The organism is Pseudomonas sp. 15A4, assembly GCF_016925575.1.
GTDB lineage: Bacteria > Pseudomonadota > Gammaproteobacteria > Pseudomonadales > Pseudomonadaceae > Aquipseudomonas.
On record NZ_CP068986.1, the window covers coordinates 4272699 to 4298732 of the forward strand.

The 26034-nt window shown below is 62.2% G+C and carries 27 protein-coding genes; 17 read left to right on the forward strand and 10 right to left on the reverse strand.

Translation table 11 applies throughout. The features are described from left to right. Positions 1–2: 2 nt before the first annotated feature. A complete protein-coding gene (locus tag JN403_RS18825; protein WP_205483732.1) occupies positions 3–689 on the reverse strand; it encodes a histidine phosphatase family protein in 687 nt (228 codons plus the stop codon). 328 nt (positions 690–1017) lie between these two features. On the opposite strand from JN403_RS18825, the gene JN403_RS18830 reads away from it, so the two are divergent. From JN403_RS18830 to JN403_RS18840, 4 genes are all read left to right on the forward strand, one after another. Next, positions 1018–1830, forward strand: a complete 813-nt coding sequence (locus JN403_RS18830) for a phosphatase PAP2 family protein (RefSeq protein ID WP_205483734.1) — start codon at positions 1018–1020, stop codon at positions 1828–1830. Between the two features lie 218 nt (positions 1831–2048). Further along, positions 2049–4181: a PAS domain-containing protein gene (locus tag JN403_RS18835; protein WP_240356667.1), complete on the forward strand. Its 2133-nt coding sequence runs from the start codon at positions 2049–2051 to the stop codon at positions 4179–4181. Then, the gene (locus tag JN403_RS25650) at positions 4148–4744 is read left to right on the forward strand and encodes a response regulator (RefSeq protein ID WP_240357014.1); all 597 of its coding nucleotides are present in this window, start codon (positions 4148–4150) and stop codon (positions 4742–4744) included. The genes JN403_RS18835 and JN403_RS25650 overlap by 34 nt, the downstream gene beginning before the upstream one ends. 195 nt (positions 4745–4939) lie before the next feature. Further along, positions 4940–6361: a sugar porter family MFS transporter gene (locus JN403_RS18840; RefSeq protein ID WP_122534716.1), complete on the forward strand. Its 1422-nt coding sequence runs from the start codon at positions 4940–4942 to the stop codon at positions 6359–6361. Between the two features lie 67 nt (positions 6362–6428). Here the strand turns inward: JN403_RS18840 and JN403_RS18845 are convergent, their stop codons facing one another. Both JN403_RS18845 and JN403_RS18850 read right to left on the reverse strand, forming a co-directional pair. Further along, positions 6429–7124, reverse strand: coding sequence for a tRNA (adenine(22)-N(1))-methyltransferase TrmK (locus tag JN403_RS18845; protein ID WP_240356668.1), 696 nt, complete (start codon positions 7122–7124; stop codon positions 6429–6431). Between the two features lie 122 nt (positions 7125–7246). Continuing rightward, positions 7247–7636 carry a RidA family protein gene (locus JN403_RS18850; RefSeq protein WP_205483738.1) on the reverse strand — a complete coding sequence of 130 codons (390 nt, stop codon included), beginning with the start codon at positions 7634–7636 and terminating at the stop codon, positions 7247–7249. Between the two features lie 129 nt (positions 7637–7765). On the opposite strand from JN403_RS18850, the gene JN403_RS18855 reads away from it, so the two are divergent. The 8 genes from JN403_RS18855 to JN403_RS18890 all read left to right on the forward strand — a co-directional run bounded on the left by JN403_RS18855 (position 7766) and on the right by JN403_RS18890 (position 13529). Further along, a complete protein-coding gene (locus tag JN403_RS18855; RefSeq protein ID WP_205483740.1) occupies positions 7766–8701 on the forward strand; it encodes a LysR family transcriptional regulator in 936 nt (311 codons plus the stop codon). A 7-nt stretch (positions 8702–8708) separates the two neighbouring features. Beyond that, entirely contained in the window at positions 8709–9194 is a 486-nt protein-coding gene (locus tag JN403_RS18860; RefSeq protein WP_205483742.1) for a GNAT family N-acetyltransferase, read from the forward strand. A 70-nt stretch (positions 9195–9264) separates the two neighbouring features. Next, positions 9265–9846, forward strand: a complete 582-nt coding sequence (locus JN403_RS18865; protein ID WP_205483744.1) for a TetR/AcrR family transcriptional regulator — start codon at positions 9265–9267, stop codon at positions 9844–9846. Positions 9847–9903: 57 nt separating this feature from the next. Further along, complete coding sequence (locus JN403_RS18870; protein WP_205483746.1) at positions 9904–11007, forward strand: alkene reductase; 1104 nt, start codon at positions 9904–9906, stop codon at positions 11005–11007. Positions 11008–11121: 114 nt separating this feature from the next. Continuing rightward, a complete protein-coding gene (locus JN403_RS18875) occupies positions 11122–11865 on the forward strand; it encodes an SDR family oxidoreductase (RefSeq protein ID WP_205483748.1) in 744 nt (247 codons plus the stop codon). A 62-nt stretch (positions 11866–11927) separates the two neighbouring features. After that, a complete protein-coding gene (locus JN403_RS18880) occupies positions 11928–12314 on the forward strand; it encodes a nuclear transport factor 2 family protein (RefSeq protein ID WP_205483750.1) in 387 nt (128 codons plus the stop codon). Between the two features lie 190 nt (positions 12315–12504). After that, entirely contained in the window at positions 12505–12894 is a 390-nt protein-coding gene (locus JN403_RS18885) for an SRPBCC family protein (RefSeq protein ID WP_205483752.1), read from the forward strand. Between the two features lie 77 nt (positions 12895–12971). Continuing rightward, the gene (locus JN403_RS18890) at positions 12972–13529 is read left to right on the forward strand and encodes an HD domain-containing protein (RefSeq protein WP_205483754.1); all 558 of its coding nucleotides are present in this window, start codon (positions 12972–12974) and stop codon (positions 13527–13529) included. 152 nt (positions 13530–13681) lie between these two features. On the opposite strand, the gene JN403_RS18895 is transcribed toward JN403_RS18890, so the two are convergent. The 6 genes from JN403_RS18895 to JN403_RS18920 form a co-directional block, all read right to left on the reverse strand. After that, the gene (locus JN403_RS18895) at positions 13682–14059 is read right to left on the reverse strand and encodes a VOC family protein (RefSeq protein WP_205483756.1); all 378 of its coding nucleotides are present in this window, start codon (positions 14057–14059) and stop codon (positions 13682–13684) included. A 57-nt stretch (positions 14060–14116) separates the two neighbouring features. Next, entirely contained in the window at positions 14117–15454 is a 1338-nt protein-coding gene (locus JN403_RS18900) for an MFS transporter (protein ID WP_205483758.1), read from the reverse strand. 110 nt (positions 15455–15564) lie between these two features. Next, entirely contained in the window at positions 15565–16503 is a 939-nt protein-coding gene (locus JN403_RS18905; protein WP_205483760.1) for a hydroxymethylglutaryl-CoA lyase, read from the reverse strand. Next, entirely contained in the window at positions 16500–17693 is a 1194-nt protein-coding gene (locus tag JN403_RS18910) for a CaiB/BaiF CoA-transferase family protein (RefSeq protein WP_205483762.1), read from the reverse strand. The genes JN403_RS18905 and JN403_RS18910 overlap by 4 nt, the downstream gene beginning before the upstream one ends. Before the next feature lie 106 nt (positions 17694–17799). Beyond that, on the reverse strand, positions 17800–18711 hold the full coding sequence (locus JN403_RS18915; protein ID WP_205483764.1) for a LysR family transcriptional regulator: 912 nt from the start codon (positions 18709–18711) through the stop codon (positions 17800–17802). A gap of 284 nt (positions 18712–18995) precedes the next feature. Then, on the reverse strand, positions 18996–19976 hold the full coding sequence (locus JN403_RS18920) for an oxidoreductase (protein ID WP_205483766.1): 981 nt from the start codon (positions 19974–19976) through the stop codon (positions 18996–18998). Positions 19977–20061: 85 nt separating this feature from the next. On the opposite strand from JN403_RS18920, the gene JN403_RS18925 reads away from it, so the two are divergent. Next, the gene (locus tag JN403_RS18925) at positions 20062–21000 is read left to right on the forward strand and encodes an AraC family transcriptional regulator (protein ID WP_240356669.1); all 939 of its coding nucleotides are present in this window, start codon (positions 20062–20064) and stop codon (positions 20998–21000) included. Here JN403_RS18925 and JN403_RS18930 read toward each other — a convergent pair. Continuing rightward, the gene (locus tag JN403_RS18930) at positions 20958–21533 is read right to left on the reverse strand and encodes a TetR/AcrR family transcriptional regulator (RefSeq protein ID WP_205483768.1); all 576 of its coding nucleotides are present in this window, start codon (positions 21531–21533) and stop codon (positions 20958–20960) included. The genes JN403_RS18925 and JN403_RS18930 overlap by 43 nt on opposite strands. 181 nt (positions 21534–21714) lie before the next feature. Here JN403_RS18930 and JN403_RS18935 point away from each other — a divergent pair, with 181 nt between their 5' ends. The 4 genes from JN403_RS18935 (at position 21715) to JN403_RS18950 (ending at position 25676) form a co-directional block, all read left to right on the forward strand. Then, positions 21715–22371 carry a glutathione S-transferase gene (locus JN403_RS18935; RefSeq protein WP_205487514.1) on the forward strand — a complete coding sequence of 219 codons (657 nt, stop codon included), beginning with the start codon at positions 21715–21717 and terminating at the stop codon, positions 22369–22371. A gap of 224 nt (positions 22372–22595) precedes the next feature. Continuing rightward, positions 22596–24167 carry a methyl-accepting chemotaxis protein gene (locus JN403_RS18940; protein ID WP_345945823.1) on the forward strand — a complete coding sequence of 524 codons (1572 nt, stop codon included), beginning with the start codon at positions 22596–22598 and terminating at the stop codon, positions 24165–24167. A gap of 67 nt (positions 24168–24234) precedes the next feature. Continuing rightward, positions 24235–25230 carry an aldo/keto reductase gene (locus tag JN403_RS18945; protein WP_172611855.1) on the forward strand — a complete coding sequence of 332 codons (996 nt, stop codon included), beginning with the start codon at positions 24235–24237 and terminating at the stop codon, positions 25228–25230. After that, positions 25227–25676 carry a thiol-disulfide oxidoreductase DCC family protein gene (locus tag JN403_RS18950; protein ID WP_205483770.1) on the forward strand — a complete coding sequence of 150 codons (450 nt, stop codon included), beginning with the start codon at positions 25227–25229 and terminating at the stop codon, positions 25674–25676. Before JN403_RS18945 ends, JN403_RS18950 begins: the two co-directional genes overlap by 4 nt. Positions 25677–26034 lie beyond the last annotated feature (358 nt).

Consider the following 26034-nt stretch of genomic DNA (forward strand, 5'->3'; position numbering starts at 1 on the left):
GCTTACATACCGTCCTTTATCGCCAATTGCTTCCAGTCCTCGGGATTAAGCACACCTCGGATAACAGGCTGACTGCGCTTATCCAGCGATATAAATACCGCACTGTCGTATTCGCTCATTTCGGCATGGGGATAACCCTGCTGACTTTCTATCTGGCCGATACAACCGCTGTGGGTCACCACCACCAGATTACGGTCGTTTGCCTTGTGCGCCATGACCTGACCGAGGTTCATCTTCTCGCAATCAAACAGCCAGTCCTGTGACGCCACCGGATGGCCGAACAAGGCTGCGGCGGTTTGCACCGTGCGCGTGGACGGGCTGGCGATGACATCGGTCTGGCCCAGCCCGAGCTGGCCTAATGATCGTCCCACCTCGGCAGACACCTGGTTGCCGTTGCGCGTGATCCCGTCTTCTGGCCCTAGGCATTCATTGTCAGAGCGGTCGCAGCGCTCGCCGTGGCGCACCAGCACAACCACCTCGCCCTTCTTCCAGCTCGCGTAAAGCCCCGCCCTGCTCATGTTTTGCCCGCTGGCGAGTTCAATGGGCGAACGGGGCCAGTACGTGTAACCCGTCAACAACAGGAGCGAAACGCCGATGGCCGCAGCGGTCAGCAGCACCCTAAATGTGTGACGGTTTCGAGGTAACGTGCCCGCCCTGACTGCAAGCAGGACAGTGGAATGATCGCGCATCGTTTTGCTCCGACTATGAGCCCATCGGCAGATGGAAGTCTGTGTCATTGAATAACAACAAGCGTAAACAGCGATGCATGGTTATTTGGTAAACGGTGCGTGAAAAAAACAGTGACGGTGACTGTCATTCATTCTCGCCGGATGCGTAACGCTTCATATATTTCACCCTGCAAAAAGACACGCCTCGATAAACAACTAACAACAATCACTTCAAATAGAGTTTTCACATGGTCTTCACTGCCGCTTAACCTGGGCCTGTCTAAGTTCCGTCAGCGCCCGGCCACAGCCCGGCGAAGTTGATAATTCATGCCTATCGGGACACGCCAACGTGCTAAGCGAACGATCACGATTTTATGCCTGGAACCTGGGTTTGCCGCTGGCGATTGCGCTGGCCATCTTCGTGGTCTTTGACGTTACGACCCTGGACGAGATGATCAGCAACTGGCTGTACTACCCTGACCACGCGTTTCCCTACGGCCACAATCGTCTGTTCGAAAACCTGACCCACCGCTGGCCTCGGATCATTCCTGACCTGACCGGGGAAGCGGCCATCACCGGATCAATCCTGTCGTTTGCCTGGCCGCTGTTGAAACCGGGGCAACACGACCGTCTTATCAGGTCGCTGGAGACGTTGCGCATCGCCCCGCTGCTGCGCTTCACGACTCGCCACCGGCGGGACTTCCTGTATCTCGTCGTGTCCTTTGCGGTCATCACCGGCATGATCCATTTCTTCAAAAGCCACACCAGCATCTATTGCCCGGTCGAAACCACGCTGTACGGCGGGACCCTGGAGAAAAAGGAGTGGTTCGAGAATTTCAGCCTCTTCCATGAAGCCGGCGCCGGTCGCTGCTGGCCGGGTGGGCATGCCTCGGGCGGCTTCACCATGGTCGCGCTTTACTTCGTCGCGCGGCGTCATCAGTGGCGCCACGCCCGGGCGATCCTCTACGCTTCGATGGTCCTGGGTGCCATTTACGGTACGACGCGCGTCCTGCAGGGCTGGCATTTCATGTCGCACACGTTCTGGGCCGGCGTCATTGTGTGGATGGGCGCACTGGTCACCGCGCTTGCTTTTTATGGCTGGCGGCAACTGGCACCCTCCGCCAAAGCAATCCCTGGCGCATTCGCGGCCGTCACTCGATAGGTCACACATCCCCTCGCATTACTGTCACACTGGCGACCGCCGAGCAAAATGATGGCTTCGGGCTATATATCCGTTTAGCTTAGGCGGGTAATGGATCTGCCATACGCTGCCGACGCGGCAGCAATGCTGCGTACTCCCTGCCGTTCGTCCCGTCGCGGAAATCTATTCCATCGCCCCAAGTCCATCCTTTTTCGAATGACAGCGTCGAGAAGTCGCCCATGATGTCGGACAACGTACAAACCTGCCCCCTGGACTTCCTCCTTGGCGGGGGCGAAATGGGGCAGCTGATCCGGGACTTCGACTGGGCGTCGACGGCTCTGGGTGAACCGGCATCGTGGCCGCAGTCGCTGCGCTCAGCGATCAGCATTTGCCTGCATTCGAGTTTTCCGACGGCCATCTACTGGGGCGCGGATTTCTGCCTGCTGTACAACGACGCCTGGGCGCCGATTCCGGCAGACCGGCATCCGGCAGTGCTTGGGCGCCCGGCGCGGGAAGTCTGGTCTGCCATCTGGGACGTCGTCGGGCCGCAACTTGAAGCGGCGGTCAGGAATGCAGAAGGCTTCTCGGCGTTCGACCAGCTGTTGATGATGGAGCGCGGCGGAAGGCTGCACGAGACCTGGTGGAACTACAGTTTCACGCCGATCCGAGGCGAAGACGGGCGCATTGCGGGGATCCTCAACCAGGGTCACGAAGTCACCGAACGGGTCCTCTCGGAGCAGCGCAAGGCGCAGGAGCTGGTCCGCCAACGCAAGATGTTTGAACAGGCGCCCGGTTTCATCACCATCCTCGCCGGCCCCGAGCACCGCTTTGAATTCGTCAACCAGTCCTACACTCGGCTGTTCGGCGAACGTGACTACATCGGCAAAACTATTTACGAGGCGTTCCCGGAGCTGGGCGGCCAGGGGTTTTACGAATGGCTCGATGCGGTCTACACCACCGGCGAGCGCCTGGTGCATCAGAGCACGCCGATCCAGCTCAGTCATCCCGACGCCCCGTGCGAAGTGCGATATCTGGATTTCATCTACGAGCCGCTGCTCGATGAGACGGGACAGGTCACGGGGATTTTCTGCGAAGGCTACGACGTCACCGAGCCGCATCTCTCCCGTGCAGCACTGGAAGCCAGCGAGGCCGCGTTGCGCGAGGAAACCCGCACCCTGGAAACGCTGAACCGGGTCAATGCGGAGCTGGCCCTGGAGCTGGACCTCAAGCGGCTGGTGCAAACGGTGACCGATGCCGGCCGCGAGATGACCGGCGCCGAGATCGGCGGGTATTTTCACAACGCCGCGAGCGATCATTTTGAGCTGTTCATACTGTCTGGTGCCCAGTCGCCGGAACTGGCGCGGCTGCCGGGCCCGCGCGCCAGCCCGGTGTTCTCGCCGGCATTCCTGACCGCCGGCGTCATGCGTTCCGACGACCTACTGCTGGACCCGCGTTATGGGGGAATTTCCCCGCATTTCGGCCTGCCGACAGGGCATGTACCGCTGCGCAGTTATCTGGCGGTGTCGGTTGTGTCTCGCTCCGGCGACGTGCTGGGGGGCCTGTTTTACGGCCATCCCGAGGCCGGCCAATTCACCCCGCGCCATGAAAAATTGATGTCGGCCCTGGCCGCGCAGGCTGCCATCGCCATCGATAACGCCACGTTGTTTCAACAGGTTCAGAGCGCTAACGAAACCCTGGAACAGCGGGTGCTGGCCCGTTCCCAGGAATTGTCCGAAGCCCATTCGGCCCTGCGTCAGGCGCACAAGATGGAAGCCGTGGGACAGCTCACCGGCGGCATCGCCCATGACTTCAACAACCTGCTCGCCGGTATCATCGGCAGCCTCGAAATGATCGAACGACGTATCGCCAACGGCCGGGTCGATGGCCTTGACCGCTACGTCAACGCTGCCCACGACTCGGCCAGTCGCGCCGCCACCCTCACCCAACGGCTGCTGGCGTTCTCCCGTCGTCAGACCCTTGATGCCAAGCCTACCGACGTCAATCGGCTGGTGGCAGGCATGGGTCAGCTCATCGCCTCCACCATCGGCCCTTCCATCAGCATAAGGACCATCGCCAGCGGCGACCTGTGGCTCAGCAAGATCGACGCACCGCAGCTCGAAAGCGCGCTGGTCAATCTGACGCTCAACGCCCGCGACGCCATGCCCAACGGCGGCGAACTCACCGTGCAGACCCGCAACGTTTCGGCTGACAGCGTCCCGGGGGTCGCGGCGCAGCTGCCCGCTGGCGACTTCGTCGAAATCAGCGTCAGCGACACTGGCACCGGCATTCCCCGAGCATCCTCGAACGGATCTTCGACCCGTTCTTCACCACCAAACCCATCGGCCAGGGCACAGGCCTGGGGCTGTCGATGATCCACGGGTTCGTTCACCAGTCCGGTGGCACTATTCAGGTGCGCTCGACTCAAGGCGCCGGCACGATGATCTCGCTTTACCTGCCGCGCTACCTGGGTGACCGCCAGCAGACCCCGGCGCGCTGCCCGTCGCAGACCCGCAGCCGCGGCGAAACGGTGCTGGTCGTTGACGACGAGCCCCACGTGCGCATGTTGATGTGCGACGCCCTTCGCGAACGCGGATACCAGGTCAGCGAAGCCATGGACGGGCCATCGGGCTTGCACATGCTCCGCTCGATGGCATCGATTGATCTGCTGGTGACCGATGTCGGCCTGCCCGGCGGCATGAATGGCCGACAGGTCGCCGACGCGGCCCGCGCCCTGCTGCCTTCCCTCGATGTGCTGTTTGTCACCGGTTACGCGGAAAATTCGGCGGTGGGCGGCGATCAACTGGAGTCCGGCATGGCCGTGTTGCTCAAGCCGTTCGGGATGGACAGGTTCGCGCAAAAGGTCGGCGAAATCCTCGCAGCAGCGGCGCCCCGGGACACCACCCAAGCCACCTGCGATGTCGTGGACGGCTGCTGAATCCGGTCGGCCCCGGGCAAGGTCATCCGATAGCGCCCGTCGCCCGGAGAATGCAGGGCTTTGGCCCGGCGTATCCGCCCCCGACCAATCAGTCAGTTTTTTCGCCTTGCCACGGAACTCACAGGGCCGGCATGCCCCTAACCACGACGTCAGCGAACCGGCAAAACGCCGGTTCCACGAGAGGTTTAGGTTTCCATGTCTTCCAGCACCCCATCCGCCGCCATAGGCCAACCAGACGAGCAGCGCACGTCGCCGCGTCGTCTGATTTTCATCTCGGTCCTTGTCGCCACCATGGGCGCACTCGCTTTCGGTTACGACACGGGGATCATCGCGGGCGCCCTGCCCTTCATGACCTTGCCCCTCGACCAGGGCGGTCTAGGCCTGAACCCGGTCAGCGAAGGGCTGATCACTGCATCGCTGATCGTCGGCGCCGCCTTCGGCTCACTGGCCAGCGGCTACCTCTCCGACCGCTTCGGCCGGCGCGTGACCCTGCGCATGCTGTCGCTGTTGTTCATCGTCGGCGCCCTCGGTACGGCAACCGCGCCTTCGGTGCCGTTCATGGTCGCCGCGCGTTTTCTGCTGGGTATCGCCGTTGGCGGTGGCTCGGCGACGGTGCCGGTGTTCATCGCCGAAATCGCAGGCCCTTCACGCCGGGCGCGGCTGGTCAGCCGCAACGAGCTGATGATCGTCAGCGGCCAGTTGCTGGCCTACGTGCTGAGCGCCGTGCTCGCTGCGTTGCTGCACACCCCCGGCATCTGGCGCTACATGCTGGCCATCGCCATGGTGCCGGGCGTGTTGCTGCTGATCGGTACGTTCTTCGTGCCGCCGTCGCCGCGCTGGCTGGCCTCCAAAGGCCGCTTCGATGAAGCGCAGCACGTGCTCGAGCAACTGCGTGACACCAAAGACGCCGCCAAGCGCGAAGTCGAGGAAATGAAAACCCAGGAAAAACAGGCCCACAAGCACGTCGCCGCTCGCGAGTTGCTGCGCCAGCCATGGGTGTTGAAGCTGTTGCTGATCGGTGTCGGGCTGGGCTTTACCGCACAGTTCACCGGCGTCAACGCGTTCATGTACTACACGCCAATCATCCTCAAACACACCGGCATGGGCACCAACGCTGCGCTGACCGCGACCATCGGCAACGGCATCGTCTCGGTCATCGCGACCTTGCTGGGGATCTGGGCCATCGGCCGTTACGGGCGTCGTCACCTGCTGATGACCGGTCTGGTCATCGTGATCATGATGCAGGCGGCGCTGGGTAGCGTGCTGATGTTCATGCCGCAGAATCTGACCCAGAGCTATGCCGCACTGGCCTGCATTCTGGTGTTCCTGCTGTTCATGCAGATGTGCATCTCGCCGGTGTACTGGCTGCTGATGTCCGAGCTGTTCCCGATGCAGGTCCGCGGCTTGCTGACCGGCACGGCGGTGTCGATGCAGTGGCTGTTCAACGCGACCGTCGCGTTCCTGTTCCCGATCGCGGTGGACACCCTCGGCAACCCGACCTTCTTCGTGTTTGCGGCGATCAACATCGGCTCGCTGATCTTCGTGTTCCTGTGCCTGCCGGAAACCAAGGGCAAGTCCCTGGAGCAGATCGAGAAGCACATGAAGAAGGAGCTGTGAGACGAGGTTTCAGGTTCCGGGCCTTGCGTTCGGGACATTAGGACCGAAGGGCTTATACCGCGCACATTCAGCCGAGCAATTCGGTGATCCAGCGCACTTGCTGCGCGGTGTCGCGAAGCTTGTCTTCCGGCACCGCCTGCCGCGCACGTTGCAAGTTGGCCAACGTGCGCTGCCTGAAACGCAGCAGGCGCCGCCATTTGTCGAGGAACGCCGGACTGCGTTCGAGCATCAACAGCGGCCCGAAGTACAGCGCTTCAGGGCTGTACACCACTGGCCCGCTGCGTTCGGCAACGATGATTTCGTAGTCGAACCGGTTCTCCCGCAGGATTTCTTCATGGACGATGCGGTAACCGTTGTCCATCAACCACTGGCGCAGCTCAGGCTCGCCGCCGTTGGGCTGCAGGATCAGGCGCTCGCTTCCATTGAGACGCGATTTGCCCTTCTCGAAGATGTCGCGAATCGTCTCGCCGCCCATGCCGCAGATACTGATCGCGCTGATGCCGTCTTCCGTCTCAATCGCTCCCAGGCCATCGGCCAGACGCACACGGATTCGCGCCTCGAAGCCGTTCTCGCGAACGGTACGCTCCGCCGCCCTGAACGGCGTCGCCGCCACCTCCCCCGCTACTGCCATCGCAATGAGCCCACGGCGTATCAACGCCACCGGCAGATAGGCATGATCGGAGCCGATGTCGGCCAGTCGCGCGTCGGCCGGCACCAGTGCCGCCACCCGCTCCAGTCGCCTGGACAATGTGTGTTCGTTCAACCTTGCCGCCCCTTCTCTCGCCACCGCCCGGCACGACCTGCCGAAACGGGGCGTGAGTCTGTCGGGCTGTGGCGAGGATTTCAACTGCATTGGCGAGTGGCTGGCGGATGGCGCTGCGGGTATCAAGGCAGCTTGGCGATGACCTTGATCTCGAAGTCGAAGCCATACAGCCAGGTCACGCCGACGGCCGTGATGGTCGGGTGCGGTGCTTCGCCCCAGAACTCCGGCACCACTTCCCAGGCCTTTTCGAACGTCGACTGCGGATCGACCATGAACACGGTGACGTCAATCACGTCATCGAAGGTGCAGCCGGCGGCATTGAGAATGGCATTCAGATTCGTAAATGCCAGCCGGACCTGGGCGCGCAGATCAGGCTCGGGCGAGCCGTCTTCGCGGCTCCCGACCTGGCCCGAGACAAACAGCAGGCCATCGGATTTTATCGCTGGCGAGTAGCGATTGCGCTCATACAACGCGTGGCGGCCGGGCGGGAATACAACGTCACGAACAGTCATGTCCTTCTCCTTCAGCGGAGCTGGATGCTCCGTGGTTTCGATGGGCAGACTGTAGGGCGACGGATTCGCTGGATAAACCAGCAGCACTGATCAAGACTGTTTGAATTCCCCAAACAATCAGGTGACGCGATGGACCGTTTCGACGCGATGCAGGCGTTCGTCCGAGTCGTGGAAACCGGCAGTTTCACCAAGGCCGCCGGTACGTTACACATGAGCAAAACCACGGTGACGCAACTGGTGCAGCAGCTTGAAGCGCGGCTGCGGGTCAAGCTGCTCAACCGCACAACACGCAAGGTCAATGTCACGGCCGACGGCGCGGTGTTTTACGAACGTGCGCTGCGCGTGCTGGCGGACCTGGACGATGCCGAAACCGGTCTGTCCGCCGCCTCCGCCGCGCCCCGAGGGCGCTTGCGCGTCGACGTGCCGAGCCCGTTCGCACGCATGGTGCTGATCCCGGCGCTGCCAGACTTCAACGCGCGCTACCCCGACATCCAGATCGACCTGGGCGTAAGCGACCGGATGATCGACCTCATCGGCGAGAACGTCGACTGCGTGGTCCGCGGCGGCGAGCTGACCGACCAATCGCTGATGGCGCGGCACATCACCGACCTGAAGCTGGGCGTTTACGCGGCGCCGGGCTATCTGCAGCGCGCGGGGACGCCGGATCATCCCCGCGACCTCGAAGCCCCGCAGCACCGCATCGTCGGCTACCGCTGGGCGCGCACCGGGCAACTGTTCCCGATGGTGCTGCAGCGGGACGGCGAACGGGTTCAGGTGCAAAGCCGCTACCTGCTCACGGTCGACGACGGCAATGCGTACCTCGCGGCAGGTCTCGCCGGCATGGGCGCACTCTGGCTGCCGCAGTACATGGCCGAGCCGTCCGTGCGCAGTGGTGAATTCGTGTCGATGTTCGAAGACTGGCAGCTGGAATCGATGCCGATGTACGTGGCCTTCCCGCCCAACCGGCACATCAGCATCAAGCTGCGGGTGTTCATTGACTGGGTTGTGGAGTTGATGAGTGACGGGTACAAAAGCCCATCTCCCGTGACGATCAAACAAGGATAAAGACACGATGGACCAAGTGATCAGCTACCGAGAAGCCACGGTCGAGGATGTGGCGACGATCTGCGAATTGGGGCAGCTACTCAACGCCATTCACCACGCCGAGCGGCCCGATATTTATGCGGCTGAGACACTGGATTACACGCGCGACGCCCCTCACTGGGTGGGCTTTCTGAACAATCCGGAGCAGGTTATTTTCCTGGCGTTTGTCGGGGACCGGGCGGCAGGGTTTGTCAGCGCGGGAATGTTTTCAGCGGGCGGGCCGTTGCTGCAGCCCATGGCGTTCGCGCGAATCGGCTCGGTGTGCGTGGCCCAGGTTTACTGGGGGAAAGGCTTGGGGCGCGGGCTGATTGAGCGAGTGCAAGGGTGGGCGCAGGAGCGCGGCGCCCAGGATATTCGGCTATCGGTGTGGGGCTTCAATACACACGCGCGGCGGTTGTATGAAGAGCTCGGGTTTGAGACACGGGCTTATGAAATGGGGAGGCGGTTGATGTGACTGCCGTTCATCGCACCTGACAGAGACCTTGTAGACGACCGGTCAGTTTTGTCTTAAGGTGCTGCGCATTATGAAGAAACCCAACCTGGAAATGCGCCAACACATCATCGACGTCGCCAAGTCGCTGATGACCCACAAGGGCTACACTGCCGTGGGCCTGGCAGAAGTGGTGAGCGCGGCGGGCGTGCCCAAGGGCTCGTTTTACTATTACTTCAAATCGAAGGAAGAGTTCGGCGCCGCGTTGCTCGATGAGTACTTCTCCGAGTACCTGGGCCGCGTCGACACCGTCATGACGCGATCAGGCAGCGGCGCTGAAAAGCTGCTGGCCTACTTCGATTACTGGATCGAGACCCAGGGCACCGATCATCCGGAAGGCAAATGCCTGGTGGTCAAGCTGGGTCCGGAAGTCTGCGACCTGTCCGAAGACATGCGCAGGGTGCTGGAAGCTGGCACGGCGAAGATCATCAAGCGCATCACCGCCTGCGTGGACATGGGCGTGGCAGACGGCAGTCTGCACATCGAAGAAGGCAGCGAAGCCTTCGCCGAAACCTTGTATCAACTGTGGTTGGGCGCTTCCCTTCTGGTGAAGGTCAACAAGTCCACCTCGTCGTTCGACACGGCCATGAGCCTGACCCAACGCCTGCTCCGGTAGCAGGCGCTTTTTTTCAAAGATTGGTAGACGACCGGTCAAATATGCGAGTAGTTCTCAATGATTGATATCAGTAACAGCACCGACTTGTTTTCCCCCGTGCAAATGGGCGCCATCGAAATGGCCAACCGCATCGTCATGGCCCCCGTCACCCGCAGCCGCTACGAAGAAGACGGCGTGCCCGGTGAACTGCACGCTACCTATTACGCCCAGCGCGCCACCGCCGGATTGATCGTGGCCGAAGCCACCAACATCTCGGCTCAGGGACGCGGCTATGCCGCGACGCCCGGGATCTGGAGCGAAGCGCAGGTCGCCGGCTGGCGCACAGTCACCGACGCCGTGCACGCGGCCGGCGGCAAGATCGTCAGCCAGCTCTGGCATGTGGGGCGGTTCTCAAGCGTCGACCTGCAGCCCAACGGCGAAGCCCCGGTCGCGCCGTCCGCGATTCAGGCCGAGGGCAACACGTACACGGCCGACGGCTTTGTCCCGGTGTCGATGCCCCGGGCGCTGGAAACCGACGAAATCCCCGGCATCATCGAGCAGTACAAACACGCTGCCGAGAACGCCAAGCGCGCAGGATTTGACGGTGTTGAGGTTCACTCGGCCAACAGCTACCTGCTCGACCAGTTCCTGCGCGACTCCACCAACCAGCGCACCGACCAGTACGGTGGCTCGATTGAAAACCGTGCCCGGCTGACGCTGGAAGTCACCCAGGCCATCGTCGACATCTGGGGCCATGACCGCGTGGGCATTCGGCTGTCGCCGGTGACACCGGATGCGGGTAACACACCGCCGGACAGCAACGTCATGGCGTTGCACGGTTACCTGATTCAGCAGTTGAACCGCTTCAATCTGGCGTACCTGCACTTCGTCGAAGGCGCGACCGCCACCTCCCGCGACGTGCCGGAAGGCGTCGACATGGATGCCTTGAGCGCACAGTTCAACGGCCCGTTCATTGGCAACAACAATTACGACCTGGACATGGCCATCGAGCGCCGCGCCCAGGGCAAGATCGACGCCGTCGCGTTCGGTCGCCTGTTCATCTCCAACCCGGACCTGGTTGCGCGTCTGCGCCATGGCGCCGAACTCACCATCGCCCCGCGCGAAAGCTATTACGGCGGCGGCGCCAAGGGCTACACCGACTGGCCGCTGGGCACTTACTAACAGCGCTGGCAACCGCAACGCTTTGAAGCACCGCATTCAATAACGGCTGAACGGCAAGGCTTTCCCAGGAAGGCCGACGCTGCCCGCACGCCTTGAATTTGAGGAAACATGAAGATGAACTACCTGGAAAAGAAAACCGCCATCGTCACCGGCGCGTCGTCAGGGATCGGCGCCGCGACGGCCAAAGCATTGGCGGCTCAAGGGGTCAACGTCGTGGCTGCTGCGCTGGATGAGAAAGGCCTCGCAGCCCTTGTCAGCGAACTCCGCTCGGCCGGTTACGAGGCGTCCAGCTTCGTCACCGACGTGACCGACGCTGAACAAACCCGCGCCCTCGCGCAGTTCGCCAAGGACACCTACGGCTCGGTCGACATCCTGGTCAACAACGCCGGCCTGATGCTGTTCTCCCACTGGGTCGACCTCGTGACCCAGGACTGGAACGCCATGATCGACGTCAACATCAAGGGCTACCTGAACACCATCGCCGCCGCCCTGCCCTTCATGCTCGAACAGAAATCCGGGCAGATCCTCAACATGGATTCGGTGGCCGGCCACCAGGTCGGCCCCGGCGCCGGCGTCTACAGCGCAACCAAATTCTTCGTGCAGGCCATGACCGAATCCATGCGCAAAGAACTGGGCGTCCACCACGGCATCCGCGTCAACACCGTCAGCCCCGGCGTGATCAATACCGGCTGGGCCGACAAAGTCACCGACCCCGCCGGCCGCAAAGCGGCACAAGCGCTGAACGAAATTGCCATCGCGCCAGAAGACATCAGCCGCGCCGTCATCTACGCGCTGAATCAGCCGGCCAACGTCACCGTCAACGACCTGATCATTTCACCCACCCGACAGGACTGGTGAGTGCGCGGCTGTTGCTGCTCGACGCTTTGCCCTATCGAACTCAAAACCTGGAGTACACAGACATGAACAAGAACATCAAAGCCGTTGCCACCCACGACTACAACGCCGTGATCGACACCGCCAGCCGCTACGTTGAAGGGCTGCGGGAAGGCAGTGTTACGACGATCAAGCAGGCCTTTCATGAAGAGGCGGTGATGTACGGTTTCACCAACGGCCAATTGCTGGGCGGGCCCATCAGCAACTTGTATGACTTTGTCGAGAGCAACGGTAAAGCAGCGGACATCACGACTCGGCTGGATGTGTTGGCGATTACGCCGACCACGGCCGTGGTGCGGGTGGACATGGAGAAGGACGCCATTGGGGCGGATTACAACGACTACCTGACGTTGATCAAGATCAATGGCGACTGGAAGGTGATTGCCAAGGTTTATCACCAGTTTGAGGGGTAGGTTTTACAGCGATTGTTTTGGACGTAGGCCTCGGGGTTTCGATCTCGGGCTTGCGTGCCGGGTTCTAGCGGCTTGGTAGTGAGCGATTTTTTTGATCGATTCTTTGAGTCGCGGCGTTAGTTATTTGGGAGACAGCAGAGATGATTTCAGTTGAGTACAGCGCAGGTTTGCCGTGCAGTGCGGATGAGGCGTGGAAGGTGCTGCGGGGTTTGGCGGAATCGCGGACTGGCATCCGGCGATTGTGAAGAGCGGGATCGAGGGTGAAGCCGAGATTTTGCAGGTGGGTGCGGTCAGGCGGCTGGCGCTCGCGGACGGTGCCTTATTGCGGGAGCGTTTGACTGAGTTTGACGATGGGCTTAGGGCGTTGGCTTATGTGTTTGAGGAGTCGCCGTTGCCGGTAGATGGGTATCGGGCGCAGATTCGAGTGGATGAGGTTGCAGGGTTGGTCGATCGTTGCGTGGTGCGCTGGAGTGCTGGGTTCGAAGTGCGGGAAGCCGGGACTGAGGCGGAATTTGAGGTATTGGTCAGGGAATTGATTGTGCAGGGGCATGAGGGTCTGGAGGGGATGGTTCGGGGTTGATTGTGTCTGGACTGGCAGAACTGATACAAAAGCGATGCATCCCTAATTAGCAAACACCCACTTCAGGAGCGAAACGCTTGACGTCAACCGACCTGCAGCGCCTTTACAACAAAGCCTGGCTATTCGCCTCCCACGCCCACGTCGGGCAGACGATGAAGGGGGCAGATCTGCCGTACACGACCCATGTCGCGATGGTGGCGAACGAATTGATTTTCGCGGATCGGGAAAGTGACATTGGTGACCTGACCATCGCGATGCCCGCCGCGCTTCTGCACGACGTAATCGAGGATACGGGGACCTCGGAAGAGGCACTGGCTGAGGTGTTCGGCGCCGCTGTCGCCTCGACCGTCGCCTGCCTGAGCAAGAACCTGATCGTGCCCTTCTCGGACGAGGGCTATTTCCAGGCGATCGCGGCGCATTCCCGGGAAGCGGCGGCGATCAAGTTGTGTGACCGGATCACCAACCTCCAGTCCGCGCCATCGACGTGGTCCCTGGAAAAGCGCGCGTCTTATTACGAGGAATCTGCGCAGATTCTGGCGGCGCTCGGGCCTACCAATGACTATTTGAATCGCCGGCTTACCGATGCGATGGCGCGCTACAAATCTTTGCACGTGGATCAGCAGCGGGAAATCTGATGTCCTTTCCGTGTGCAAGGTGAAGCGCTACCCCGGTCACTCATCAAACATGCCGGCACTGCAGCTGTTACAGGCGAACGAGGTAGTTGTGGGAGCGAGCTTGCTCGCGAAGACTCCGGTCCATCCGCATGTCTTCAGCGGCAGGAATACTGTCACCGCAGCTCTGAAATCTCGATCAGATTTAAATCGGGATCACGCACGTAAACCGACCGAATCGGCCCCGTCGCGCCGGTGCGCCCAACCGGCCCTTCCACGATCGGCCACGCCTCGGCCTGCAAATGCGCGATCACCGCGTCAAGGCTCTGGCTGGCAATGAAGCACAGGTCCAGCGCGCCCGGCACCGGGAGGTGGGCCTTGGGCTCGAATTCGTGACCGCGCTCGTGAACGTTGATCTTCTGGTTGCCATAGCGAAACGCCAGACGACCGCTGCCGAAGGTTTGCAATTCCATGCCCATCACGCGCACGTAGAAGTCTTTACAGGCCTCAATATCGATGGTGGTCAGGACCAGATGGTCGAGGTGATCAATCATTGCAAGTGCTCCGTGGGCTAATGAGGTCGACCGTCAGGCAGTCTTTCGGCACCGACCTCAGTGTTCGTTCTTGTCCAGCGTTCTCAATTTCTGCGGCAATGCCCACATTAACAGGCCAGCCGCGATCAGGCTGCTGACGCCGATGACGTACAGCGCAGGCGTCGTCGTGCCGGTGAGGTCCTTGATCCCGCCGACCATCACCGGGCTGACGATGCCGCCGAATTGCCCCAACGTGTTGATCAGCGCAATACCGCCCGCCGCGCCGGCACCTGCGCCCGCCAACAGCTTGGGCGGGAGCGTCCAAAAGGCCGGAATGGCGGCGACAATCCCGCCACCGAGCATGGCCAGGGAGACGATCAACAGGCTGGTGTGCTGGGCAAAAAATCCGGCGCTGAAGAAACCGATGGCCCCAAGCACCATCAGCCCGCAGACGAATTTGCGGCGTTCGCCGCTGGCATCCGAGAGACGCCCGACAACGATCATGCTGATGGCGCCGAAGATATACGGAATGGCCGTGAGCAGCCCGATGATCACCGGGCTTTCGACACCCGCGCTGCGAATCAGCTGCGGCGCCCAGAAGTTCAGGCCGTAGGACGCCACTTGAATCAGGAAATAAATCAGCCCGAGCATCAGGAAACCCGGCATTTTCAGCGCGGTCAGCAGCGAGCCCCCATGCTTGTTCGGCTCATGCTGAGCGATGCGGCTCGACAGATACGTCTTCTCGGCGTCGGTCAGCCAGTGCGCGTCCGCAACACGGTCTTTGAGGATCTTCAGCACCGCGAAACCCAAGGCAATGCATGGCAGGCCGCCGAGCAGGAACAGCCAGTGCCAGCCACGCAGCTGCATCACGCCGTCCATATGGCCGAGCACCAGTCCCGAGATCGGTGCGCCCAGCAGCCCGGCGAAGGCCGAGGCCAGGAACAGAATCGAGGTGATGCGACCCCGGTAGGTCTGCGGGAACCAGAGCGTCAGGTAAAACAGCACGCCCGGTGCGAAACCCGCTTCCATGGCGCCGATGATGAAACGCAGCACATAGAACTGCCATTCGGCGGTGACGAAAACCATCAGCGCCGTAGCGACGCCCCACGACATCATGATGCGGGCAATCCAGCGCCGCGCCCCCACCTTGTACAGCATGATGTTGCTCGGCACCTCGAACAGCACGTAGCCGATGACGAACAGGCTCGCCCCCAACCCGTACGCGGTGTCGCTCAGACTCAGATCCGTCTGCAGCTGAAACTTGGCGAAGCTGATGTTGATGCGATCAAAAAACGCGAACAGGTAGCAAACCATGATCAACGGCATCAAGCGCCACGCAACCTTGCGGATCAGTGCCTTTTCGGCGCTCACAACCTCGGCGAGGCTGCTGTTCGGGGTCAGAACAGAGACGGTCATTGCGATACTCCAGATGGACTCCCTGAGAGAGCCCTATTGTTTTTGTTGTCTGGACGCGCACGCAGCGGAGTGCACGCGTTTGTGTGGGGAAAACCGGGACGGGCGCCGCGTTAGCCGGGCAGATTTTCCGGCGCCGGGTGAAGATCACGGTTGCGTCCGGCCTTGGCCACCTGCCCCGGCATTTCATGGCCCAGCAGCCCCGGTAAACCGCGCGACAGGACGAGCAGATGCTCCAGGTCAATGCCCGTCTCGATACCCATCTCATCGCACATATTCACCAGGTCCTCGGTGCAGATATTGCCCGAGGCGCCCGGCGCGAACGGGCAGCCACCGAGCCCGCCCAGCGAGGCATCAAAGCGCCGCGCCCCCGCTTCGTAAGCAGCGAGCACATTGCTCAGCCCCAGGCCGCGGGTGTTGTGAAAATGCAGCGTCAGCGCCGATGCCGGGACACGGGTCAGCACGCGCTGCACCAGCGAAAACACCTGGCGGGGGTTGGCCATGCCAGTGGTGTCGGCCAGGGAAATGCCGTGCATGCCCAACGCCAGATAGTCATCGACGATCCGCAGCACACGGTCTTCATCGATGCGGCCCTCGAACGGGCAACCGAACGTGGTGGCAATGGAGCCGTTCAGGCTAAGCCCAGTGCCCGAGGCCAGCGAGACCACCTCGGCGAAGCCCGCCAGGGACTGCTCGCAACCCATGCGCATGTTCGCCAGGTTGTGGGTCTGGCTGGCGGACATCACCAGATTCAACTCATCGGCCCCCGCCTCGATGGCCCGCTGGGCACCGCGCAGGTTGGGAATCAGGGCGACGTAGGTCACACCGGGCTGGCGCCGGATGCCGCGAAACACCTCATCCCCGTCACGCAAGGCCGGAATGGCTTTGGGAGAAACAAAAGAACCGGCTTCAATGCGGCTGAAACCGGCAAGAGAAAGTTGGTCGATCAAGGCGATCTTGTCAGCGGTGTCCACCCAGGTCGGCTCGATCTGCAAGCCGTCGCGCGGGGACACTTCCTGCACGATCAGGCGCTGGGAGAAGTCGGTGATCATTGCACCACCCCACTGTGCTTGAGCTGCGCAATGTCGGCGGCGCTCATGCCGAGCTCGCCGAGCACGCTTTCGGTGTGCTGACCCAGCGCGGGTCCTTGCCAGTTCACGGAGCCTGGGGTTTCCGAGAGTTTCGGCACGATGCCCGGCATCTTCACCGTGGCACCGCCCGGCAGATCGGCATCGAGAATCATCCCGCGCGCCTGGTAGTGAGGATCGGCAACGATGTCCGCGACGTTGTAGATCCGTCCCGCCGGTACCTCGGCCGCTTCAAGCGCCTTGAGCACGTCGTCAATGGGCAAGGCCGACGACCACGCGCTTATCGCCCCGTCGAGCATATCGCTCTGGGCGGCGCGGCCATCGTTGTGAGCGAACTCGGGATCCTCGGCCAGATCGGCGCGGCCAATGGTCTGCATCAGGCGCTTGAAGATCGGGTCGCTGTTGCCGGCGATGACCACGTAGGCACCATCGGCAGTCGGGTAAGTGTTGGACGGCGCAATGCCCGGCAGCGCGCCGCCGCTGCGCTCACGGACGTGGCCGAGCATGTCGTACTCCGGCACCAGGCTTTCCATGACGTTGAACACGCTTTCGGCCAGTGACACATCGACCACCTGACCATCGCCCTGGCCGGTCTTGACCCGCAACAGCGACATCAGCGCGCCCATCACCGCGTGCATCGACGCCAGCGAATCGCCCAGGCTGACGCCGACCCGCGCCGGGGGCGAACCCGGCGTGCCGGTGGTGTAGCGGATGCCACCCATGGCTTCGCCAATGGCGCCAAACCCGGGACGGTCGCGGTATGGACCGGACTGACCGTAGCCGGAAATGCGCACGAGGGTGAGTTTGGGGTTCAGCGCGTGGAGCACCTCCCAGCCAAGACCCAGCTTTTCCAGGGCTCCGGGCCGCAGGTTCTCGATCAGCACGTCCGCGCTTTCAGCCAGCCGCTTGACGATGTCGATACCTTCGGGAGATTTGAGGTTCAGGGAGAGGGACTTCTTGTTGCGCGACTGCAGGTACCACCACAGCGAGGTGCCTTCGTGCAGCTTTCGCCATTTACGAAGCGGATCGCCCTGCCCCATGGATTCGATTTTGATCACCTCGGCACCGAACTCGCCCAGCAGGCGGGCGGCAAAGGGTGCAGCGATCAGCGTGCCGATTTCAATGACGCGCACGCCTTGAAGGGGGCCTGTCATAGCGGTTACCTCGAGTCTTTCTTGGAATTTGTCGCCAAGACTAGAGGAACGGGGTTCGGCAAATCCAACCGTCAGTTGGCAACGACCGTTCGCGAAACGCGAAGGCTCAGCCCTCGTGACTCTGCAGATGCTCGAACAGCAACTGGCTGACCGGCGACAGTGCCGCGGTGTCGCGAACCACCAGAATCAGCGTGCGCCGGGCCCACTCATCGCTCAAGCCTACGGCCCTGAGGCCCAGCGACGGGCCGAGCAGATCGAACGCCTTGCGTGGCAGCACGCCGATGCCCATGTCGGCCTGGACCATCCGGCACATGGCATCGAAACCCGGCACGTGGATGCGCACCCGCAGCGGCCTGCCGTGGGCGCGGGCGGCGTTCTGGGTACGCATGTTGATGGAGCTGGCGGCGTGCAGGCCAATGTAGTCACTGCCGAGGGTGTCTTCGAACGCCACCTGCTGATGCCCGGCGAGCGGGTGATCGTCACGCATCACGACGACCAGTTCGTCGCGGCGATAGGGTGCGCTGTGAAGGCCCTGAGTGTCGGTGTCTTCAGAGCAGATGCCGATGTCCGCGACACCGTCGACCAGGCCCTGCACGACGCCGTTGCTGGGCCGCTCTTCGAGATCGACTTTGACCAACTCATGAGTGGCGACGAAGGCGTGCAGGTCTTCCGGCAAGAACTGAATGATGGCCGAGAGGTTCGCCAGCATGCGCACATAACCGCGCATGCCCTGCAGGTGCTCGTCGAGCTCAAGGCCCATTTTTTCCAGATCGGAAAGCATCCGCCGGGCATGGTGCAGCATCGTCTCGCCTGCTGCGGTCAACAGCATGCCCTTGGCATTGCGCAGGAACAGGCCGATGCCGAGCACTTCTTCCAGCTCCATCAGCCGCTTGCTCGCAGCCGACACCGCAATCGCCTCCCGCGCCGCCGCCCGGGTCAGGGTGCCTTCTTCGTACACCGCCACGAACAGCTTGAGGGTAATCAGGTCGAGTCGGCGGATGAGGTTTTTGTGCAGCATGGGACGTACTCGATCAGGGCGCGGCCGAAAGCATACACGTGCTGCTGTTGTGTGGAACCGGCTTTGACCGGGAACAGGCCAGCGCAAACACTCTCAATTTTGCGGCGTGACGTCCGACGCCTTCCCGGCCAAAGCCAGTCCCACTATCAATACGCGCAGTGCTAGTGGGACCGGCTTTAGCCGGGAAGAGGCCAGCGTGTGCACCCTCAATTTCGCAGCGTGCCATCCGACGCCTTCCCGGCTAAAGCCGGTCCTACCAAGCATGCGCAGTCCAACTGATGGCATCACACCGGCACGGTCAGTCCCGTCCATTGTTCAGACAGCACCCACAGGCGTTCAGCGAGTCCGGCATCGCTCGCCCAGCTCGCGACACCCGTGCGGCCCCCTTGCGCGTCATGCGGGGCGGCGATGTTGCAGTCTTCGCAATACACGCCGCCCTTGCCGTCCAGCGCGGGACTGGTCGCGCACCACAATCCCGTCGCGGCGCCCTGCTCTATTGTTTTGAGCCCCGCGTCAGGGTCCAGCCGTTGGTTGCCCTGCTCGTCCAACACGCCGAACGCTGCGATCTCCTCGGTGCTGAGGTGGCGGCCCAAGTTAGTCAGTATCTGCCCCGGATGCAGCGAAAACCCGCGCACGCCGTGATCTTTCCCACGGGCATCAAGGGCAACGGCAAACAGCGCATTGGCGGTTTTCGACTGACCGTAGGCCATCCATTTGTCGTAGGGTCGGCGCTGAAAGTCGATGTCATCGAAATCCATCCCGGCAATCTGGTGCCCCCGTGACGACACCGAAATCACCCGCGCGCCGCCGGTGGCCACCAGCACTGGCCACAGCCCACAGGTCAACCGGTAGTGACCAAGGTGATTGGTCGCGAACTGGCTTTCGTGGCCGTCAACGTCCCGTGACAGAGGCGACGCCATCACGCCGGCGCAGTTGATCAACAGCGCGACTGGCTGGCCTTCTTTAACGATTCGGCCGCTGAAGGCGCTCACCGAATCGGGGTGAAGCAGGTCCATGTCGCGAACGTCGATCCTGTCGGCGCCGGCAACCCCGGCCAGCGCGGCACGGGCGCGCTGCGGGTCTCTGGCCGGAACGATGACCCGAGCGCCAGCGGCGACCAGACGTTCGGTGGTAACAAGGCCCAGACCGGAATGACCGCCGGTGACGATGGCGAGCTGGCCCGTGAGGTCGATGCCCGCCATGACTTCGTCGGCGGTGCTGGCGGCATTGAAGGGTGTGTCGATGGGTTGCTGAGGCGTGGACATGCTGTTCTCCCGGATGGGTATCGCGAGAGGGAATTCTTGGCTAAGCTCGCAGGACGAACCAGTCACCTGAATCCGGTTTTCTGTCGTGATCATCCAAAACCCTGAATCTGATCCTCTTTCCGACGTACTGGCATTGGCCGGTTTGCGCGCGGCATGTTCCGTTCGGCTTCAGGCCGGTGGCGCCTGGGCGCTGCGCTTCAGGCCTATTGAGCTGAAGTTCAACGTCGTGCGCCGGGGCGAATGCTGGCTGCGCATGGACGGCGCGCCACCCCGACGGCTGCGCACCGGCGACTGCTTCGTGGTGTCCCGTACGCCCTTCGTCCTGGCGAGCGGGCCGGAGGTGGAGGCGCTGGACGCCGCCGAGGTGTTTTCGGCGTCGGGCGAGTCGGCGCGCTTCGGTGTCGGTGATGAGGTGGAGCTGCTCGGTGGCAGCGTCTCGCTGGTCAGCCCCGGCGCGGTCGAATTGCTCGACATCCTGCCGCCCGTCTTGATCATTCACGCCGAAAATGGCGCCGCGACCTCGTTTGGCTGGCTGCTCGACGAGCTGGACCGGGAATGGCAATCAGGGTTGGCGGGCGCCCAGGCCATGTGCAACGACCTGCTCCGACTGATCTTCATCCATGCGCTGCGTCACCACATCTCGACGGCCAACGCAGCCGAGCTGAAATGGCTAGGCGGGCTGCGCCACCCGTCGATCGCCCCAGTGCTGCGGGCGATTCACCGCGCGCCGGAAAGGTCATGGACTCTGGTTGAACTGGCGAGCCTGGCGTGCCTGTCACGCTCCAGCTTCGCGGCCCTGTTCAAAAACGTGGTGGGCCAGGCACCGGTGGAATACGCCACGCGCTGGCGCATGCAGGTCGCGGCCACACGCTTGCTCGACAGCGTGGACAGTGTCGCGACAGTCGCTGCGTCGCTGGGCTATTTGTCCGATGCGGCGTTTGGTGTGGCCTTCCGCCGCGTGCACGGCCAATCGCCAGGACGTTACCGGCGCGAGACCGTCGGGATCAGCCCGGCGTCGCGGTAGTCCTGAATCAGCGCATCAAACAGCTCGATGTCCGAACGCGTGCGGGCAATCAACTGCGCCCCGGCCACCGCGGTGTATATCGCCAGCGCCCGCCGCTCGCACTGCTCTGCGCTGCCTACTCCCGCCTCCATCAGCCTGTCGGTCAGCCAGGCCACGCTGGCATCGGCGTAGGCTTTTACCTCGCGGCGGATTTCTTCCGGCAGGTCCTCGTGCTCAGCCGCCATGAAGCTGGACAGGCACAGCCGGTTGCCGTTTTGCAGGGAGTCGCGAAAGATCGACGGATACAGTTCCAGGCAGCGCAGCGGGTCCGGGTTCACCTCGCGGATCGCATCAAGCGCGCTGGCGGTGTCCTGCCAGTAACGTGCTGCCACCGCAGCGCCCAGCTCGGCCTTGCTCGGGAAGTGGTAGTAGATGCTGGCATTTTTGATGCCGACCGTTTCGCCGATGCTGCGGAAATTGATGCCGCTGTACCCGTGCAACTGCGCCGCCGTCTTCGCAGCGGCCAGAATGGCCTCGCGCGCATTTTCGCTCACGCTAAACTCCTCCAAGGTCGATTGATGGGACGCATCCTACTCCTAAACGCTTCAACCTGCCAATTGACAGGTAGGGCTTGACAGCATTGTCAAACACGCCCAAAGTTTTGCCTACCAACTGACAGGCAGACACATTATGACCTCCTCCATACCGCAATCCGATACCTCCGCTCTTCCCCTGATGAAAATCCACGACTGGTTCAATGGCCCTTATCCGGCCAGAGTGCGCATCGCTCTGGCAGAGAAAAACCTGCTCCCGCGAATCGAATTCGTATCGGTGAACCTGTGGAAAGGCGAGCACAAGAAACCCGAGTTCCTCGCCATCAATTACTCCGGCACGTTGCCCGTGCTTGAGCTGCAAGACGGCACGCTGATCGCCGAATGCACCGCCATCACTCAGTACCTGGACGCCCTCGTTGGCAGCCCCGACCTCACCGGCGCAACGCCGGTGGAGAAAGGCCGCATTCACATGATGACCAAGCGCGCAGAGATCGAGTTTCTCGACGCGGTCAGCACCTATTTCCATCACGGCACGCCCGGTCTTGGCCCCGAGGTCGAGCTGTACCAGAACGCCGAATGGGGCAACCGCATGCGCGACAAGGCGGTCCGGGGCATGCGCTATTTCGACAGCGTGCTGAAGGCGCAGCTCTTTGTAGCCGGCGATTCGTTTTCGATGGCCGATATCGCGGTCTTTGGCGGAATGATCTTCGCCTCGCTGGTGTATCTCGCGGTGCCCGCAGAATGCACGGCGCTGCTGGCCTGGCACGCACGGATGAAAGAACGTCCCAGCGTCCAGACCTGGCAGGCGATGGTCGCAGCGGGCGAGGCCCAAGGCTAAATCCCTGACGTTGGCACCCTGAATCCGGGGTGCCAACCGAGGCAAGTCGACCTCACCCAAACGTCGAGCAGTGCATTTCCGCCAAGAAAGAGGTTAATTCGTCATCAAGCTGAACCGATTCAGGTCGATATCCCGGTGATCTCTCTTCCTATGGACAGCCCTGACATGAACCTTAGACGCCTCAACATCGCCCCCGCTCGCTGATCTGCTTCGGCTTTTTTGCCGTGTTGATCGCTGCCGTCGGCCTGTTCTCACTGATGCAGTCCTCCCGCCTCAAAGACGCCCGGGACGCCCTGCAGGACAACGTGCTCCCCACCCTCCTCGCCATCGCCGACATCAAAAACGACCTGCTGACCATCCGTCTCGGCAACACCAGCCTGCGAGCTGCGCAAAGTGCCGCAAGTAACGAGTCCGCCATGAAGCGCGTCAGCCAGGGCCGCGGTGATCTCGAGAATGATGTAAAGCGCCTCAAATCACTGCTGATCAGCGAGCGAGGCTTGAATGCCTACGCGCAGATGGAGCGCGACATGCAGGCTTACCTCGCCGTGCACACGCGCTTTCTCGACGCCGTGACGCAGAAGCGCGATGACATTATCGCTTCATTGACCGAGCCGTCCGGCGAACAGACCCGCGCGGCCGATACGCTCGCGAAAGACATCGCCACCATCGCCGAGTTGGCCAACGAGAAAATGCACGCCTCGGATGTCGCGGCAGAGGAAAGTTACGATCAAGCCCGCAATGTGATCATCGCTGCCATCGTGGTGGCGCTGGCCGCTACCCTCGCCCTGGCCGCGCTGTTCACCCGCAGCTTGGTGGCGCCCATCGCCAAAGCGTTGGCCGTGGCCGAAAACATTGCCGCCAACGACCTGAGCAAGCCGATTCAAGTGGACGGCTCCGATGAGCCAGGCCGCCTGCTGCACGCGCTGTCGGTGATGCAACAGAACCTGCGCCAGACCCTTTCCGAGCTCGGCCACTCGTCCAATCAACTGGCCTCGACCTCCGAAGAAATGACCGCCGTGACCGAGGAATCCCTGCGCGGGGTTCAGCGTCAGAACGACGAAATCAATCAGGCCGCCACGGCCATCAATCAGATGAGCGCCGCGGTGGAGGAAGTCGCCCATAACGCCTCTCTGGCCTCGACGGCCGCGCGGGATTCCAGCGATTCGGCGGAACAGGGTCGTCTGCGGGTCAACGAAACCATTTCGGCGATCAACGAGTTGCACGACTCGGTCGGCGCCACCGCGGATGAAATCAACGGGCTGGCCGGCCAGGTGCAAAACATCAGCGGCGTGCTGGACGTGATTCGCGGCATCGCCGATCAGACCAACCTGCTCGCGCTCAACGCTGCCATCGAAGCCGCTCGCGCGGGCGAAGCCGGACGCGGCTTTGCGGTGGTGGCCGACGAAGTGCGCGCCCTGGCGCACCGCACCCAGCAGTCCACCGCCGAGATCGAAAAGATGATCGCCTCGATTCAGGGCGGCACCCACAAGGCGGTCACGGCCATGGGCCAGAGCAGCGAACGCGCGCGGGTCAGCCTGGACGTTGCCGGTGCCGCCGGGCGTGCCCTCGCCGATATCAAAACCGCCATCGTGCTGATCAACGAGCGCAACGTCAGCATCGCCACGGCCACGGAAGAACAGGCCCAGGTCGCGCGGGAAGTGGATCGCAACCTGACCAGCATTCGCGACCTGTCGCTGCAGACGTCTGCCGGTGCCAATCAGACTTCCGCAGCGAGCAACGAGCTGTCACAACTGGCGGTGGGCCTGAACGGTCTGGTGATGCAATTCAGAACTTAATCGGACGGGAGTGATCGCACCTCTGAGCCGTCTGTTTGCGGCATCAAACGATTTCGGAGGTGAAAGCATGAAGTTTGTGAAGCTGGGTTCCACGGGGCTGGACGTGTCGAGGCTGTGCCTGGGGTGCATGACGTTTGGCGACCCGGACGCCGGCACGCACCCGTGGACGCTGGATGAGGACGCCAGCCGTCCGATCATCAGGCACGCGGTCGAGCAAGGCATCAACTTCTTCGACACGGCCAACAGCTACTCGGCGGGCACCTCGGAAGTCATCGTCGGCAAGCTGCTGAAGGAATTCACCCGTCGCGAAGAGACCGTCATCGCGACCAAGGTGTTTTTTCCGGCCAACATGTGGGAAGGCTCGAAGCGACCCAACGAGCAGGGCTTGTCGAGGAAAGCCATCATGGCCAACATCGACGCCAGCCTGACGCGGCTGGGCACCGATTACGTCGACCTGTACCAAATTCATCGCTGGGATTATCACACCCCCATCGAAGAAACCATGGAAGCGCTGAACGACGTAGTACGGGCCGGCAAGGCGCGCTACATCGGCGCGTCGTCGATGTTCGCCTGGCAGTTCGCCAAGGCTCAGCAGGTCGCGGCAGCCAACGGCTGGAGCCGCTTTGTGTCCATGCAGAACTACCTCAATCTGGTGTACCGCGAAGAACAGCGCGAAATGATTCCGCTGTGCCTGGATCAGGGCGTCGGCCTGATGCCATGGAGCCCGATGGCCCGTGGCAGACTCACCCGGCCCCATGGCCAACAGACCGAACGCACCAAGACCGACATCTCTGGCCAGTCGTTTTACGAGGGGACGGAAGCCGAGGATGGTCGCGTCATCGACGTCGTCGAGCAGATTGCCGGCGAGCGTGGTGTGCCCATGGCGCAGGTCGCGCTGGCGTGGGTACTGGCCCAGCGTGGCGTGTCGGCGCCAATAGTCGGGGCTTCCAAGCCGCACCATCTGGACGATGCGATCGCGGCGCTGGAGCTGGTCCTCAGCGATGACGAAGTGAAACGCCTTGAGGCGCCCTACGTTCCCCACGCCGTGACGGGCTTCGCGTGAAGCCCAACGGTCATTCCGGGCTTGCCACCGGCCGGGCCGTCGTGTTGTTCGACGGCACCTGCAAGCTCTGCAATGGCTGGGCGACTTTCATCATCAGCCAAGACCGCGAGCACCGGCTGACGCTGGCCGCCGTGCAGTCGCCCGAGGGTCAGGCGCTGCTGAAATGGGCGGGATTGCCCCAGGATCAGTTCAACACCATCGTGCTGGTGGAGAACGACCGCTTCTATGTGCGCTCGGACGCGATGTTCAAGATCCTTGCCCACCTGCCCGCGCGATGGCACTGGCTGCTTCTGGCACGGGTATTTCCGAGGGTGCTACGGGACTGGCTGTACGACAAGATCGCGCTGAACCGCTACCAGCTGTTTGGCCGTTACGACACGTGTCGCTTGCCCGCTGCGGATCACCCCGATCGCTTCCTGGGCAAAAACGCCCTCAACAACCGCTAAATCTTCAGCGGCTGAAATGCCGTCTTCGTGAGCAAGCTCACTCCCACACGTCCTGCGCATTGCTTAAAATCTCAAGCCGTCCCGCGATCCCGTCGGAGCACTCCCGCACCTCTTGCCCATGACTCGAAAGCTCAAGCCGTTCCGCGATCCCGTGGAAGCACTCCCACACGCCTTGCCCATCACTCGAAATCTCGAGCCGTTCCTCGATCCCGTGGGAGCGAGCTTGCTCGCGAAGGCCATCTTCAGTCCGCGGAGAAAGTGGCCAAATGTCCCGGCACCTTCGTGAGCAAGCTCACTCCCACAGTTCCTGCGCATTGCTCGAGATCTCGGATCAGCCTCAACTCGAGAGATCCCACTA

Coding starts and splice junctions, on each gene's coding strand:
- JN403_RS18860 (WP_205483742.1), top strand. CDS start 8,709: ATGGACCAAGTGATCAGCTACCGAGAAGCCACGGTCGAGGATGTGGCG.
- JN403_RS18835 (WP_240356667.1), top strand. CDS start 2,049: ATGATGTCGGACAACGTACAAACCTGCCCCCTGGACTTCCTCCTTGGC.
- JN403_RS18900 (WP_205483758.1), bottom strand. CDS start 15,454: ATGACCGTCTCTGTTCTGACCCCGAACAGCAGCCTCGCCGAGGTTGTG.
- JN403_RS18850 (WP_205483738.1), bottom strand. CDS start 7,636: ATGACTGTTCGTGACGTTGTATTCCCGCCCGGCCGCCACGCGTTGTAT.
- JN403_RS18840 (WP_122534716.1), top strand. CDS start 4,940: ATGTCTTCCAGCACCCCATCCGCCGCCATAGGCCAACCAGACGAGCAG.
- JN403_RS18935 (WP_205487514.1), top strand. CDS start 21,715: ATGAAAATCCACGACTGGTTCAATGGCCCTTATCCGGCCAGAGTGCGC.
- JN403_RS18945 (WP_172611855.1), top strand. CDS start 24,235: ATGAAGTTTGTGAAGCTGGGTTCCACGGGGCTGGACGTGTCGAGGCTG.
- JN403_RS18895 (WP_205483756.1), bottom strand. CDS start 14,059: ATGATTGATCACCTCGACCATCTGGTCCTGACCACCATCGATATTGAG.
- JN403_RS18905 (WP_205483760.1), bottom strand. CDS start 16,503: ATGATCACCGACTTCTCCCAGCGCCTGATCGTGCAGGAAGTGTCCCCG.
- JN403_RS18875 (WP_205483748.1), top strand. CDS start 11,122: ATGAACTACCTGGAAAAGAAAACCGCCATCGTCACCGGCGCGTCGTCA.
- JN403_RS18855 (WP_205483740.1), top strand. CDS start 7,766: ATGGACCGTTTCGACGCGATGCAGGCGTTCGTCCGAGTCGTGGAAACC.
- JN403_RS18910 (WP_205483762.1), bottom strand. CDS start 17,693: ATGACAGGCCCCCTTCAAGGCGTGCGCGTCATTGAAATCGGCACGCTG.
- JN403_RS18825 (WP_205483732.1), bottom strand. CDS start 689: ATGCGCGATCATTCCACTGTCCTGCTTGCAGTCAGGGCGGGCACGTTA.
- JN403_RS18870 (WP_205483746.1), top strand. CDS start 9,904: ATGATTGATATCAGTAACAGCACCGACTTGTTTTCCCCCGTGCAAATG.
- JN403_RS18920 (WP_205483766.1), bottom strand. CDS start 19,976: ATGTCCACGCCTCAGCAACCCATCGACACACCCTTCAATGCCGCCAGC.
- JN403_RS18865 (WP_205483744.1), top strand. CDS start 9,265: ATGAAGAAACCCAACCTGGAAATGCGCCAACACATCATCGACGTCGCC.
- JN403_RS18880 (WP_205483750.1), top strand. CDS start 11,928: ATGAACAAGAACATCAAAGCCGTTGCCACCCACGACTACAACGCCGTG.
- JN403_RS18915 (WP_205483764.1), bottom strand. CDS start 18,711: ATGCTGCACAAAAACCTCATCCGCCGACTCGACCTGATTACCCTCAAG.